The 15,602-nt window shown below is 52.5% G+C and carries 8 protein-coding genes and 3 pseudogenes; 5 read left to right on the forward strand and 6 right to left on the reverse strand.

The genetic code is table 11. The features are described 5' to 3' along the window. From CKL79_RS20325 to CKL79_RS20335, 4 genes and pseudogenes are all read left to right on the forward strand, one after another. Positions 1-818 (forward strand): annotated as a pseudogene (locus tag CKL79_RS20325) (hypothetical protein); the annotation flags it as partial. A gap of 204 nt (positions 819-1,022) precedes the next feature. Next, a pseudogene (locus CKL79_RS20330) lies at positions 1,023-1,887 on the forward strand (HAD-IC family P-type ATPase); the annotation flags it as partial. 580 nt (positions 1,888-2,467) lie between these two features. Continuing rightward, positions 2,468-2,566, forward strand: a pseudogene (locus CKL79_RS24265) (S-layer homology domain-containing protein); the annotation flags it as partial. After that, a complete protein-coding gene (locus CKL79_RS20335; protein ID WP_346427073.1) occupies positions 2,558-3,031 on the forward strand; it encodes an S-layer homology domain-containing protein in 474 nt (157 codons plus the stop codon). The pseudogene CKL79_RS24265 and the gene CKL79_RS20335, both read left to right, overlap by 9 nt. 314 nt (positions 3,032-3,345) lie before the next feature. Here CKL79_RS20335 and CKL79_RS20345 read toward each other — a convergent pair whose 3' ends face one another. The 5 genes from CKL79_RS20345 to CKL79_RS20365 all read right to left on the reverse strand — a co-directional run bounded on the left by CKL79_RS20345 (position 3,346) and on the right by CKL79_RS20365 (position 13,028). Beyond that, complete coding sequence (locus CKL79_RS20345; protein ID WP_121971380.1) at positions 3,346-3,828, reverse strand: nucleoside deaminase; 483 nt, start codon at positions 3,826-3,828, stop codon at positions 3,346-3,348. Positions 3,829-4,018: 190 nt separating this feature from the next. After that, positions 4,019-7,273, reverse strand: a complete 3,255-nt coding sequence (locus tag CKL79_RS20350; RefSeq protein ID WP_121971381.1) for an efflux RND transporter permease subunit — start codon at positions 7,271-7,273, stop codon at positions 4,019-4,021. Positions 7,274-7,317: 44 nt separating this feature from the next. After that, positions 7,318-8,592, reverse strand: a complete 1,275-nt coding sequence (locus tag CKL79_RS20355; RefSeq protein WP_121971382.1) for an efflux RND transporter periplasmic adaptor subunit — start codon at positions 8,590-8,592, stop codon at positions 7,318-7,320. Positions 8,593-8,936: 344 nt separating this feature from the next. Continuing rightward, on the reverse strand, positions 8,937-9,893 hold the full coding sequence (locus tag CKL79_RS20360; protein ID WP_121971383.1) for a diguanylate cyclase: 957 nt from the start codon (positions 9,891-9,893) through the stop codon (positions 8,937-8,939). A gap of 9 nt (positions 9,894-9,902) precedes the next feature. Then, positions 9,903-13,028 carry an ATP-binding protein gene (locus tag CKL79_RS20365; RefSeq protein WP_205879164.1) on the reverse strand — a complete coding sequence of 1,042 codons (3,126 nt, stop codon included), beginning with the start codon at positions 13,026-13,028 and terminating at the stop codon, positions 9,903-9,905. Positions 13,029-13,832: 804 nt separating this feature from the next. Here CKL79_RS20365 and CKL79_RS20370 point away from each other — a divergent pair. Beyond that, entirely contained in the window at positions 13,833-14,744 is a 912-nt protein-coding gene (locus tag CKL79_RS20370; protein WP_121971385.1) for a cyanophycinase, read from the forward strand. 225 nt (positions 14,745-14,969) lie between these two features. On the opposite strand, the gene CKL79_RS20375 is transcribed toward CKL79_RS20370, so the two are convergent. Next, a complete protein-coding gene (locus tag CKL79_RS20375; RefSeq protein ID WP_121971386.1) occupies positions 14,970-15,497 on the reverse strand; it encodes a hypothetical protein in 528 nt (175 codons plus the stop codon). Positions 15,498-15,602: the final 105 nt, after the last annotated feature.

The following is a 15,602-nucleotide window of genomic DNA, read 5'->3' on the forward strand; positions in this document are numbered from 1 at the left end:
ACTATGCTTCGGCGAAGGTGTTGAGACCGTTTCGAGCGCAGGGTTTACATTTGATCAGCCGAGCGGCGATTTCCACCGTGGCGCATGCCGACTTTTCAGCCAATTCGGATATTCGTGGACCCGGTCGGCCCAGAGTCTGGGGTTCTGACATAAAACTCAGAGAGCTATTTGCCCCGATGGATGCCTGCTCTCAAGCAGCCGTTTGGCTCTATGGTCAACGTCAAACCGTGTACTATCAGTGCTTTAAATTCTATTGGGACAGTCCTGATGAATTAGTGTTGTTCGTGCTCACGCAACTGCCCAATGGCAAACAGATTATTTTGCTCTCTAGTGACACCACACTCACCGGAGCGCAAGTGATTGAAGCCTATGGCTGGCGGTTCAAAATTGAGGTCAGCTTTCGCTCATTAGTTCAGTTGCTTGGGGGCTTTGACTATCGCTTCTGGTTGCGCTCTATGACCAGAGCCTCTGGCTGGCCCAAGAATCTTATCTTGGCTGACTTCGATGCCGATTTCCAGGCAAAGGTTGCCATTAAAGTTGAAGCATTTGAGCGCTTCGTCAATCTCAATGCTATTGCCTTGGGGCTATTGCAAGTACTCGCTTTAGAACTGCCTAACGTGGTTTGGGTACATTTTCCGCAATGGTTTCGGACGCTGCCAAAACATGGGTTGCCCAGCGAGCAAATTGTTCGAATGGCGCTTCAGCATCTACAACCGGTGGTTTTATCAAAACGTAGGCCCAATCTACTTCTGGCTAAATTACTCGCTGCCAAAATTCAGCCCCCTGAACCCCAACAACAGATACCTTTGGCCGCATAATTCTTCAACAGAAACTTAGGACTGTCTAGTAAGTTATGGCTAAACAAAAACGTACAGAAGGTCCAACGCCCAACGGCGGAGCGTATGCAATCGGATACTTCAAAGACGCAGACGGCAACCCAGCAGATGAGAAAGGCGCTGTGAGCATTGAAGTTACTAAATTTAACGCGCAAGGTGAGGTAATCTTTAGAACGTATGCCGATCTCAGAACATCCTCTAGCCCAGGCCATCGTCGAGACCGCCAACCAACGACAGATCGATCTGCCTCAAATGCAAAACTTCCAAACCATCACAGGTCGGGGAGTAGAAGGTGAGGTAAATGGACAAACCTATCGCCTGGGTCGCCCGGAATGGGTAAAGGAACAAAAACTACAGCTATCTGACGAGCTAAAGAATGCGCTGGATCAGGCTGATAAACGCGGAGAAAGTGCCGTTGTGTTAATGACCGCCGCTCGTCCTGTTGCCGTTATCTCTATGGCCGACCAAGTGCGAGAGAGTGCCCGCAAAGCAGCTGACCGCCTGAAGGAAATGGACATTCAGACCGTAATGATTACGGGCGATGCCGAAGCGGTTGCTCGCAGCGTTGCGGAAGATCTAGGCATTGATCGCTACTATGCTCGGGTTCTGCCAGAAGACAAGGTAAACCGCACTAAAGAACTTAAGCAGGAAGCGCCTACAGCTTTTGTTGGGGACGGTGTAAATGATGCTGCCGCGTTGCTAGAAGCCAATATGGGGATGGCCATTGGAGCCGGTACCAATGTGGCGATTGAGTCCGCAGACTTAGTTCTGATAGAAGACGATCCGCTAGACGCTAGACTTAGTTCTGATAGAAGACGATCCGCTAGACGCTGTGAAGGCGCTAAACCTGGCGAAAAAAGCCTACAGTAAGACAATTCAGAACCTGATGTGGGCCACTGGCTACAACGTAATTGCGATTCCGCTTGCAGCGGGTGTACTGTCGCCTTGGGGCATTGTTCTTTCCCCAGCAGTAGGCGCAATCCTGATGAGCCTTTCTACCATTATTGTGGCTATCACCGCCATATTGCTGCGCCGAGCGAAGCTAGATTAGTAACAGCATTACAACAACTTTTTAATCGTACTTTGAATAACCAGGGCAATGAGCAATGGGTCTGACTAGCGATGGATGTCGACACCGGAGAAGTGATTGGCTGCACCATCGGCGGTAAGCGAAGCCATGCCGCAGGCTTATCGCGCTAGGGCACCAGCGAGGGCGTTATGGCAATCAATCCTTACCCGCTTGTACAGGCAATGTGCCATCGTCTACACAGATTACTGAGAAGCCTACGAGACGGTCATTCCGGCTAAACGCCATCGTGCTGTCGGCACTGGCAAATGTTTGTGCTTCTCTCTAATGCCTCTCTACAGGCTGAGGACATAGGAGATAGTCAGAGACTAAACTTGAAACTATGGCAGCGATTGTTATGTGTATGTACAGCTACCGGCAATATTGAGCGATCGCATCTGCCAAAAAAGATAGAAGATAAGAGGTTTGAACCGTGATATCAGAAAAGGATTGGTCTATTCAAAGGGTGGCTGCTGTCATCGGTGGTATTGGGGCGATCGCCACTGTCCCCGGCGTATTCCTGCTCGCCGCCGAGGCCCAGACAAGCTAGCCTGACGTTGCTAGCGACTACTGGGCTCAGCCTTATATCATGCAGCTCAGCCAGGCTGACATTCTCACGGGCTACCCAGACGGTACCTTTAGACCTGAGCAACCCATTGAGCGCGATGAATACGCTGCGGTTATCCGCCAGGCGTTCAATGCGGAGCCTGTTAGATCTATCTCAGAGGCCAGCACTTTTGAAGATGTTCCTGAAGGCTACTGGGCTAACACTGCTATCAAAGATGCTTATGAAGCGGGCTTTATGGGCACTCCAGAGGCTGATGAGTTTGAACCCCAAACAGAGATCAGCCGTGCAGACGCCATCGTCGCACTAGTCGAAGGTATTGGTCCTGACCGGCTACTAGCTGCTGCGCCCGCTGAGACAGCGCCTGCTCAGCGCACCCGCCGACAAGCTACCCATCAGCTCATGTTTCCGATTGCTGCAACGACTATTATGCAGCTGTTTGCACCGCCGCCTCAAGCCGCGCCGCCTGCAGCTCAGGCGAATGGGAGCAATCCAGATGCAGGCGCTGAGGTGCCGTTAGACCTTAGCAAATACTATGCTGACGCTGACCAAATCCCTGAGTAAGCTCGCGACGAGGTTGCCATTGCTACCCAAGCCGGTCTAATTGTAAATTATCCAGATGTCAGACTGCTAAACCCCAATCAGCCGATCAGTCGAGGCAGTACTGCTGCGCTAATCTATCAGGTACTTGAGAATCGGGGAGAGTTAGAACCTTTGCCAGACACGTCAGAGTCGTTGAAATACATTGTTGATCCGACGATAGCCCCTTAGCGATGTCTCGGCGCAAAGCCTTTCCCATCGAGAGATGGTTATCTTTCGCAGTAGTCTGTTTGAGGGTTGCTGTTCTCGCACCTTCAAACCTACAGCATACCTTAGGATCAAACCTCTGTACGGTATAAGCGACGATGAAGGTCTTTCACCTGCTCTGATAAGTCGGCAACCGGGCCTTCTACTACAATATCCGGAACAATCTCTTGAATCGGCAAACCCTGGACAGGAGCTGCGGGTGCTCCAAATTCGGCACGCCAATCAGATAGCTGCGCAGAAGAACTTGCGTACACGATACGACCTAACCCGACCCAGCCATGCGCAGCGGCACACATAGGGCAGTGCTCTCCTGAGGTGAAAACAGTTGCCGCTGCTCGCTGTTCAGGCGTCATGTTTGTGGCTGCCCAGCGAGCCAGTGCAAACTCTGGGTGTTGAGTGCGATCGCCCGAACTAATGCGATTGCGATCCTCAGCCAAAACGGTTCCATTCGCACTGACAAGCACGGAGCCAAACGGCTCGTCACCGGCTTCTAGTGCCTCTCTCGCCAGCTCAATACATCGGCGCAGGTTCTGCAATTCAGCACTATCTATCATGACAATCTCCTAACTCGGTGTGGCATTGTTCGCTCGATTTCCTATTAAAGCGCACCACGTCTGTTTTTCGGCCAGATGGCTCTGGAATGGCCAATGCTGAATGAGCGATCGCGGCTCCCCTAGATCCCCTGATGCAAGGCTTTCAGCCGTCTGCTAACCAGCTTTTGTGCCTCGAAAATCAGGATAGTGGTTACGCAGCAGTCATTTTCTTTGACTCATATTTTGAATTTGCGCGACCGTGAAGCAGCGTGTAAAAGCAGGGGATGATAAACAGCGTCAGCAGCGTTGCCAGTGACAGCCCAGAGAAAACAACGACGCCCAGCGGCTGCAAAAACTCTGAGCCTTCGCCGATACCAAGCGCCAGGGGAAACATCCCCAACACGGTGGTAATGGTCGTCATTAAAATGGGCCGCAAGCGCTGAGGCGCGGCTTTAAGAATGGCAGCAATCCGACTGCAGCGCTCTTGTTCATGAATCTGGTTGGCCAGCTCCACCAAAATAATCGCGTTGTTGACGACAATACCGACCAGCAGCACTGCGCCGACAATTACGGTTGCCCCAATCGCAGTTTGCGTAATGAACAAACCCAGGATTCCACCGGCTAAAGCCAGAGGCACCGTCAGCATAATCACCAGCGGATCGATCAGTGAATTGTACTGTACGGCCATCACCGTGAAGACTAAAAAGGCAGCCAGCCCGCCTAAAAGCCCAATCCCGTCTGTGATGGCGGCGTTGCTCTGGGCGCTATAGCTAGGCAGACGGGTCACCCCGTCAGGCAAAGTCACGCTCTCTAGGATCCGATTGACTTCTTCTAGCGCTGCGCCTAAGCTGGCCCCGTCGCTGAGGTCTCCTTCAATAATAAATACCTGACGCTGGCTAATTCGCTGGATTTCGCCGGGGGCCTGACCGTCTTCAATGCTGGTAATGTCGCCGAGTCTCACCGGTTGACCGTTCCCATTTAGCAAAGGCAACTGGGCTAGCTCAGCCGGATTTTGAACCAGCGTTTCGGGAGTTTGAAGGCGCACATCGACCAGGCGATCGCCCCGCTGGAGCTGAGTAGGTACCGACCCCGAGAGCACCGTTTGCACCGTGCGGCCAATGGCTTCAGCCGAAAGACCCAGATCGGCAGCGCGCTCCCAGTCCGGGCGAATTTGGACTTCCGGCTGTGGCGGATCGGCGTCGGGCGAGTAGCTTGCCAGCGTCGCTTCAGCTTCAAGCGCTTCGAGCACGAGCCCACCAGCTTCTTCTAGCGACTGCGCACTAGTTCCCTGCAAAATCACGTCTACATCGCCTCGCACGGGCGAGTTGTTCAAAATTAGACCCCGGACTCTGCCCGGCGATACGCGCAGCCGGGTTTTGACCAGGTTGAACTGATTGAATTCTTGGGTCATGCGATCGCTAAAAGCCTCAACATCGGTTCCGGGCAACAGCGTTAGCGTACTGGAGCCTCGCAGCGCATTCGCACTCGTGCTACTGCCAAAGAGAAACCCGCCCGACGTGGTAAAGACATACTCAATCTCGGGCTGGGCTAGCAATAGCTGATCTACCGCGTTCATCACCTGCTGGTTTTCGGCGAGCGTCGTCCCCGGTGGAAACTGCACGCGCACATCGGCCTGACCTGTGGCAATGCTCGGCAAAATTTCTTGAGGAATTCGGCCCACCATGAAAAAGCTGCTGCCGCCGAATAGGAGGAAAGCGATCGCCACCACTAAAATCCGTCGCCTTAGCACCCAGCCCAGCAACCTGGCATACTGACCGGTCAACCCTTGAAGCCTCGCATCGAACTGGCGGATCAGCCAAAACCGATTGACCCCGCTCGACCAGCGTACCGTCAGCAGCCGGGAAGTGAGGGCAGGCACCACTGTTAAGGCGACGACCAGTGAGGCCCCTACCGCAAAGCTCACAGTAAGCACCAACTCATTAAATAACAGCGCAATAAAGCCACCGATGAGCAGAAAAGGAAGCACCGCCACCAGGTTTGTTGTGGTTGACGCGAATAAAGCCGATTCCAACTCGCGGCTGCTGGCTTCAGCCTGACGAATCACAGGTTTGCTCTGCCCAGTACCTTTATCTTGAATGCCTTTATCTTGAATGCCTTTATCTTGAACACCTTTAACAATATTTTCCAGCATGACAATGGCATTATCGACGACAATGCCCACCCCCAGCGCCAAGCCGCCCAAACTGAATACGTTCAGCGAAAGCCCAAACACCCCCATCAGCAAAATCGCGACGAGCGTTGCTAGGGGAATCGCGACCACAATGATGAACGTCTGCCTGAGTGAACCAAGGAATAAGAGAACGGCGATCCCTGCTAAGCCTGCCCCGGTCAGGCCAGAAATTGCCACGTTGCGAATAGAGTTCTGAATAAAGATAGATTCGTCCAGCGTGGCGTTAAGCACAAGATCTGCTGGAATCAGGCCCGATTCTCGGAGATCTGCGAGCCGTTGCTTTACGCCATCTACAACAGCAACAGTATTCGCCCCCGGCTGCTTTTGAACACTCACCTTCACCGCAGGCTCGCCGTTAAGATTCACAAAAACGCGCTGTTCTTCAATCCCGTCAATCACTTCAGCAAAGTCGCGCAGGTAGACCTGTTGAGGCAGCTCAGCATCGCCCACCTCAAAGATTACGTTGCGAATCTCATCAGCCTCCTGAAAGCGACCGGCCACGCGGGTTAAGGGCTCGCTATCGGTGCCTTGAATGCGACCGCCAGCCGTATCCTGGTTGCGTTCTGCAAGCGCGTCTAAAACATCGGTAATGCCCAAGCCCAGAGTCTGTAGTCTGGCCGGGTCAAGATTGACACGAATCTCTTCTTGAACGCCACCCGAAACATCAACGCTGGCAACGCCGGGTACGGTGATCAGCTCGCGGGCCAGCTCTTGGTCGGCAAATATTCTCAAATCGACGCCTTGTAAGGAAGGTGAAGTCAGGGCCGTTTCATACACAGGCAGTTGAGAAGGATCGAACTTGAACAGACGCGGCTGCTGAACCGTATCCGGAAGGCTGTCTCTAGAACGGTTGAGCGTGGCCGTCGCATCGTTGAGCGCCTGGTCAATATTGCCCCCCGGCTGGAAATATAGATCGAGGCTGACCTGTCCTTCTCGGGTCTGAGAAACCACCTGAACAACGCCTTCGGTCGCGGCAAGGGCTTCTTCTAACGGGCGAGTGACTTCATCGACCGCGACTTCTGGTGAGACGCCGGGTGCATCGGCTCTCACGCCAATCCGTGGATAGGTAATCGAGGGCAGCAGATCGACCGGGAGCTGCTGAATAAAGAACAGACCCAGCACAATCACAGCGACAGTCAGCACCAGCGTGGCAATATGCCGCCGAATCGCCAGCGTGCTCAGGCTCAGGTTGTTAGAAGCTGCCCCGTTAGAATCTACTCTGTCAACAGAATCGGAACTCGAACCTAAATTTGAGGGAGCGATGGGTCGTACCATGTGTTTGAGTCCTACCGATACCTTGGATGTCTGGCGTGAGTGCCCTATTCAGATAAAATGCTGAGCCGGATGGCTTGTCCTGAGGTGAGCGGGCGATCGCTCTGCACGACAAAAGCCTCTCCTGCCGATAACCCCGACAGAATTTCCACCCGATCCTGACCGCTCGTGCCCGTTCTTACTGGGCGAGCCACCGCTTTCGCCTGCTCGCCCTCCCCTTCAATGACAAACACCGTACTACCTTCCTCGCCCAGCGCTAGCGCACTCTCAGGCACAACCACTCGGGCCGCCTGTTCGGGTGAAAACTGTACTCTTGCCAGCAGCCCACTGCCGACTCGCCCGTTCGGATTGGGAATACTCACCTGCACAGGCACCAGCCGAGAAGTGGCATCGGCAACCGGCGCAATCTGCTCAATTCGCCCCGCCGTAACGCCTTCGTCAGGAAAGGCATCGAACGTTACCTGGGCAGACTGGCCCACGCTGAGCCGACCAATGTCTAGCTCAGAAACCTCTACATTCACTTTTAAACTGCTCAGATCGCCTAGCTCTAGTAAAGTCGCCCCTGAGTCAACAAAGTCACCGACATCGACCTGCCGGGAAAGTACAAATCCGGTGAGGGGCGATCGCAAACCTGCATAGGAAAGCTGCCGCTGGGTTTGCGCGAGTACGGCCTGCTGCGCATCCGTTCGATCTGCCGCCGCTGCCACTGCCTGCCGCTGCGCCGCTATTTGGGCTTGGGCCGAGCGCACTGCCTGCTGCGCGTTGGTCACCGCTAGCTCTGCCGCCTCGGCTTCCTGCTGGGAAATGCCCCCCTGGTCGGCGAGCCGTCGCAGCCTGCTGGCATCTACCTGGGCCTGGTCAAACGTCGCCTCGGCCTGAACCAACGCCGATTGGGCATCGCTGATAGAAATCTGAGCTTGAGCCGTTTCTGCTCGTCTGGCTGAGAGTTCGGCCTGGGCCTGGTTCAGACTGGTCGTTTGCAGGTTGCCGTCGAGCTGCGCTAACAGGTCATCCCGTGCGATCGCATCGCCCACATCCACGGTTAGATCGGTTACTTCGCCTGAGACTTGCGATCGCAGCATCACCTGCTGATCCGGGCGGGTCGTGCCCGTGTAGGTGAGCAGTCCGGCAATCGAACCCGTTTCTGCTTTGGCCGTTTTCACAGCGACTGGCCCGTCTGCCTGTTCTGGTCGGCCACGCTGCCCTAGAGAGGGCTGAGCTGAGCTGGGCGGAAAGAGGTTACACCCGGAAACTGTCCATAACAAAGGCAGCAGCAGCCCGACTTGAATCGCGCTCTGCCTGGAATTCTGAATAATATACATACGGTTAAGTGAATGGACCGGCGACTCGGATGGCTTGGTGACAGGTCTATTGGCTGTTTAACTAAAATCGCTTTATCTAAAATCGCTTTATCTAGAAATCACTTTAACAATGTTTACAATAGCGCCAACGCTTTGCTTAAACTTGTGCCAAAAGTCACAGTCGAGGTATGACTTTTAGCATATAGCTTTGGTCACTTTTTCTCTCAGACAGTTCCTTTAAGGCCACCCCCCTGTTAACAGACCGGGGACTACCCCTGCTAAGGAGATCGTTTGTACTATAATCATCTGTCTGATGGTTATTCAGGTCTTAGTCGCTTTGGCGATCGCCTTCTCCAACCTTGGCGTTAAACTCCGCCTTTTAGGCGTTTATGCTCGTACATCAATTTATCTGCCTGTGCCAATAAGTGTTCTAGGGAAGCATCATCCGTGAGCGCGCATAACTGAACACCCACACTCATAGCGAGTTGATAGGAACGAGCCGCCGCTTGGTTAAAGTGATCAATACTTGCTTGCAGACGCAGGCAAAAGACCTCTGTAGCCTCTAAGCAGGTAGGGATCAAGATACCAAATTCGTCACCCCCAAGACGGGCAATAATGTCGGCATCACGAAACGTTTGTTTTAAGAGTTGAGCGGCATCCACGATCACTCTGTCTCCAACTTCGTGTCCGAAAGTATCGTTGATTTGCTTCAAGCCATCGATGTCAGCAAAGAGCAGACAGCAAGGCAACTGAGTGCGTTGGGCCATTTTTAATTGTTGCCCTGCCAGTAAAAAGAAACCACGTCGGTTGTACAGCGCTGTCAACTCATCGGTCAACGCTAGCTGTCTTACTTCTGCTTCTGCTTTGAGCCGTTCGGCAATTTCCTGCTCCAGGCATTGATTTTGCTGCTGTAGCTGTTGGTGTTGCTGTTGGATCAGCAATTGGTTTTTGACTCGCATCAGCACTTCCATGTCCTGGAAGGGTTTGGTGATGTAATCTTGTCCGCCCATCGCAAAGGCCTGCGCCTTGTCATCCATGTGATCAAGCGCACTAATAAAAAGAATCGGAATATGCAGAGTGGCGGTCGATGCTTTCAACTGCTCGCAGACTTCGTACCCGCCCATGACTGGCATTCTAATATCAAGCAGAATCAGATCGGGTGGATCGCGATGTACGCCCTGAAGTGCCATTTTGCCGTTGAGTGCTTTACGCACGCAGTAGCCTTCAGACTCTAAGATTTGGGTGAGGAGCCGCAGGTTGTCGGGGGTATCGTCAACGATCAAGATCGTGATGGCAGCAGTGGATTTGAGTAGAGTCATCATAGCTTCTGACTAAAGTTGCGTTAAATTGGCAAGCGTTTCGAGTTGGAAGTTATCGACTAGAAACGTCATCCCTTCAAGGAGCGTCTGGGCGGCTTGAGGCATTTGTGCCATCAGTTGACGGATTTTTCTATCATCCAAATCAAGGGTTGCCTCATGCACTTGAGCAATCCATTCAACAGACATGACGTGCAGATCTTGTCGGCTCAGAGGCTGTCGCTCTGGAAGGTCGGGTGCTGCTAAAGTTTCAGTAGCGTAGCAGTAGCGCAGACCGAGATGACGAGCTATCAGCTCGAACAGCACAGAGGCGGTAAACGGTTTCGCGATGTAGTCGTTACAGCCTGCTTGCAAACTGGCTGTGTGATCGTCTTCAAAGGCGTAGGCGGTGAGGGCGATGATTTTAGTGGGAGCGCGAGGCGAGAGTGCTTTAGCTGTTCTTGACGCCTCATTCAACTGCTTCTGTTCCTCCTCTCGGAGCCGTCTGGTTGCCTCATAGCCATTCATGATCGGCATCTGTATATCCATAAAAATCAGGTGCGGGTGCCACTGTTGCCATTGGGTAAGCGCTTCCGCGCCATTTCCGGCGATGTGAACCTCAAACCCAATGGGTTCTAGCAACATCTGTAAGAGTTGCCGATTTTCGAGCACATCTTCAACCACCAGAATGCGGTATGTCGGTTGTCCTAACTCTAGACCAATTACTAGGAGAGGGGTTTCTGGTTCTACCAGTGGCATGGTTTGGGGCTGGTGTAAAAGCACATGACAGGTAAAGGTTGAACCCACGTTGACGGTGCTTTGCACGGTAATGTCACCCCCCATCAAACGGGCAAATTGGCGGCTGATGGACAATCCCAATCCGGTTCCCTGAGCCTGACGACCTTGCTCGGTTTGCATAAAGGTCTCAAAAATGGCTTCCCAATCACGGCGAGCAATCCCACAACCCATGTCTCGTACTTTAAAGGAAAGCCTCACCCCAGGGAAGAGAAGCGGCGTGTTTCGGTCATCGGGACTACCTTGGGTCGCTGCCCCAGTGGCTTCCGCCCCTAAGCTGACGCTGACGTTGCCTTGTGTCGTAAATTTGATGGCATTACTAATCAAGTTGATCAAGATTTGCCGCAATTTTGCCTCATCACTGCAAGCATACTGAGGCACGCTTCCGTCTACCTCAAAGGAGAGTGTCAGCCCTTTCTGTAAGGCTTTGAGGGCAAACATTTCTTGCAGCGATCGCATCAAACGACGCAGGTTGAAGTCGCTTTCTGTCACAACCAGTTGACCAGCCTCAATGCGGGACATTTCTAGCACATCATTGATCAGTGCCAGCAGATGTTCACCACTGCGGCTAATGATGCCGAGATGATCATGAAATTCAGTGGGGGTTTTGGGGCTGCGGTTCATCACCTGGGTAAACCCAAGAATGGCGTTGAGGGGCGTTCGCAGCTCATGACTCATCTTCGCGAGGAACTGACTCTTGGCACGGTTGGCGATCGCGGCTCGTTCAGCCGCTTGCTCTAACGCTGCCTGAGAAAACTCCAATACGGCTAGCATCAGCGTGTTTCGCATCATCAGCGCCGCTTCAATTTCGGGTGCTTCCCAGGGAAGTGAGGTGGCGCGCACGGTTTCCTTCCAGATTTGAAAGGATTTGCGCGGGGTCAAGCGTTGTTCGCCATCTGGGTCAACCGCGATCGCCGTGCGAGGATCGCCAGCCCAGTGCACCGTCTGAATTTGCTCTGGTCTAAACCAAAGCAGATGGTAAGACTTTTGATGTAACACCAGCGAGATGGCTAAAAGACCGCTTGCAGTGCCCTTAAACGCACTGGCAGGTGGGTAGGCTTGAGCGAGGCTGTCTGTCCGATAGAGATTATGCTGCTTGAGCTGTGGTAGCCAGGCGACAAGAGCTTGAACCGCCTCTAGTGACGGAAGTTGACCCATTAAAGAAATTTGCTGGTCGAGCACAATGGCCACGCCCTCGGCATGAACCAGATCTAGCAATTGAGTCGCATTCCGAGTCAACACCTGCTGCATAAAATCAGGTTCACGGAGGAAAGCCTGCTGCAGGTGATCCTGAATCGCGTTGACCTGGGTGCGGTAACGGCTCAATTCACGCTCTTGCTGATGCACCAGTTCAGTGGAGACAAACTGTCCCAAGAATTCGCAGGTTTTGCGTGTCTCATACGACACCAGTTTGGGACTGTAGTGGTGGCAGGCAATTAACCCCCAGAGGCGATCATCGTTAACTAATGAAATGGTGAGTGACCCAGCGACCCCCATATTCTGTAAGTATTCGACGTGGTAAGGGGAAACGCCCCGCAAGACGCAGTCTCTTAAATCCAGGGGGTGCGCCTCTGGGTCACTATTCGTCAGCACTAAACGAGCAGGGCTGTAGTTGATATCGGGAATTTGGCGAACCCAGTGACGCAGAAACAATTTGCGGGACGGGACAGGAATATCGGTTGCTGGATAATGCAACCCCAAGTAGCTTTCTAACGGTTGCTCTTTCGCCTCCGCAATCACCACACCATGCTCATCGGCTTCAAAACGGTAAACCATGACGCGATCAAACCCCGTCATTGCCTTTACTTCCTCGGCAAGCATTTGCGTCAAGGCCGCAAGGTTGGTCGTATTGCGAAGGCTCAGGATGACAGCTTGCAGGTGATGGTAAAACTGGGTGGCATGAATGTTCTCGGTGGGAAGCTGAGGCTCTAGTTCTAACAGCAGCACATCTGCTGTGCGGTGGAGGGTACTTCTGAAGGTTTGTATATTTCCCTTGTTGGTTCCTAACGCTTCCCAGGCTAGGGAATCGGTGCTTCCCCAACCTGGCAGGCTAGGAAGACTGCTGTTGACCTGTGCTTTTAACTCAAACGGGTTGCAATGTTCCAGGTTGTCTTGCAGAAGAAGAGCTTTAATGCGTTTGACCTGATCACGAGAAAACAACTGCTGTAACGATTTTCCCAACAAGGCAGTGGCGGCAAGACCAAAAAATTGCCCCACATTCTCACTCACCTGCACGATTATGAGGTGTGGCTCTTGCAGTACCAGAAGGATGCCATGCGGCTGGATATAGCCTGGAGCAAACACAGACTCCTCAGTACATTCCTCTAGCAGCGTCAGCATGGCGGGGGTGAATTCGATTTGGTCCATAGCACTCAAGGGGTTCATTTTAAGGTGGCAAATTCTTTAGGCGTTCTGCTGCATAAGCTACTCCATCAACAGTCCGGACAGTTTTGGGAACGAAGCTATAAGGCTTACAGGGTACCCCTGTTAAGGTGAACAAATGAACTATCCTTGATTTATATGCGTTTCAACGATCAGTCTTCTGAAATCAAAAATTCATGCTCACTATCTGTTTTTCTTTCCAGAAAAATCAAAAGAGCCGAAGCTGCAAAGCCCTATTTCCTCGCCCTATTTCCTCGCCCTATTTCCTTGTTGGCCCCCATCCTAGATTATTAGTACAAACGGTCACCTTAACAGGGGTACAGACCTGGGACTTACGCATTGACAGAGTAGCAAAGCTGTATAAGCTGACAAGAGCGGATTCTTTGCGAGTGTGACTATCAGGCAATGCGTCAGCTATCCAAACCGTCGCCAGCCCGGTGTAATAGCATGCTTTACACGTTATGCTTGCTATCAGAACCGTGCTTGCTATCAGAACCGAAGGATGTGAGCTGCTTCATCCAGTCAGACCAGATAGTTAGGGGGTGAAAGCATCTAACGCTTGACGGTAGTGGTTGATACATTCTGCCTTGAGAGAGAGATAGTCTAGGGGTTGAGCCCACTATCGTACAAAAGTAGGACTGAGTGCAGGTTGCATTCGGATTACATTCGCTTTACTTGAACAGGGGCCGTTTTCCCTATAGCCGTTTTCCCTGTGGAGATACGCCATCATCACGGGCAAATCTTGTTCGAGCTTGACTCAACCCAACTGATAAAAGGCTAGGAGGCCATATGGCTTTAGACAATCGCGGCGGGCAGTTGATCATCATCGGTGGCGCAGAAGACCGCAATGAGGACTGCCAGATTCTTCGAGAGTTTATTCGCTGCGCGGGTGGGCTGAAAGCCAGGATTATCGTAATGACGGTTGCCACTGAACTGCCTAGAGAAGTGGGTGATGACTACATTCGCACCTTTGAGCGTTTGGGTGTGGAAAATATCCGTATCCTGGACACGGTTTACCGAGACGATACCAGCTCAGAGCACTCCTTAGAAGCCATTCAGAAAGCTACCGGTGTTTTCTTTACAGGCGGCGACCAGGCTCGAATTGTTGACACCCTGAAAGGCACTGAGATAGACAAACTGCTGCACCAGCGATTTGCCGAAGGTCTGGTGATTGCGGGCACTAGCGCAGGAGCCGCGATGATGCCAGACATGATGATTGTCGAGGGCGATGCCGGTACAAATCCCAAAGTTAATACCGTTGAGACTGGGCCTGGTATGGGCTTTTTGCCAAATATTGCGATTGACCAGCATTTTGCCCAGCGCGGTCGCATTGGGCGATTGCTCTCAGCGATGGCTCAACAATCGATTAACTTAGGATTTGGCATTGATGAGAATACTGCTGTGATTGTCAACGGCAACCTGGTTAAGGTCGTAGGCGAGGGGGCTGTCACGGTCGTCGATATGGCGAGCTTGGCTTACAGTAACCTATCCGAGATTTTACGAGATGAGGATCTGGCGCTTTGTGGCGTCAATTTACATATCTTGCCAGACGGCTATGGTTTTGACCTGGATGCGCGCATCCCGATTGCCAAAGGGGGTAACGCTATCGATCCCTCAAACGGCCAGATTGATGTCATCAACACTCCGAAAGCGGGTGCATCCCGGTCCCCCAAAGTAAGACCGAAACCTTTGCCGGCCTGAGATGGCTAACCTTTCCGAAGGTGATGACGATGTTTTGTTTCATCTGCCCGTGACCCAGAACTGGCTTTAGCCGCTAACACTAGGTCTGGTAATGAACCGCGTCAAAATGCTCCATGCCCAGGCGAGCCATGGCGGCTATGGGGTGGATCTCAATCGACCCCTGAAGCTCCCCTGCTTTGGTAACTTTTGGAGTGCGGTTGTAGCAGAGAAGCCTGGAAACCGGCTTCATGCTATGGCGCTCACATCAATGGACGCTAACCCGCCATCGTTGAACGTCATGGCTAAATCGCTAAACCTATTGCCGGTAAAATCACCTGTTAGCCACTTTTGCCCGTCCTCAAAGCTGCCCTGGCCCAATGCCCACTGCTCTACGCTGAAGCCCATTCCCGTATTGAGATAAACATCAATAGATACCAATCCTCCGTCGTCAAAGACTTTCGTCAAATCATCTTTACCATCTGCATTAAAATCACCCACTAGCCATTTTTGCGTGTCTGAGAAGTGGCCCTTTGCGGTTGCCCATCGCGCTATCTCAAAACTTGAGCCATTGGAGCGGTGAACATCTATCGAGGCCAATCCCCCGTCATTGAAGACCTTTGTGATGTCATCTCTACCATCGCCATCAAAATCGCCCACTAACCACTGCTGGGCATCCCAGAAGCCACCCTGGGCCGTTGCCCATCGCTCTATGGCAAACGCGGCTCCCTCCGAGCGGTGAACATCAACCGAAGCTAATCCACCGTCAGTAAACACCTTCGCCAGGGGTGTGACCTAAATATGATGTTATATTCTCAGGAGAATCGAGAGACTGTAAAGCTTTATTTTATTGGAGTGTAGCGAATATGGGTGCATTGATAG

It is taken from the genome of Leptolyngbya sp. BC1307, from assembly GCF_002286735.1.
Lineage (GTDB): Bacteria > Cyanobacteriota > Cyanobacteriia > Phormidesmidales > Phormidesmidaceae > Phormidesmis.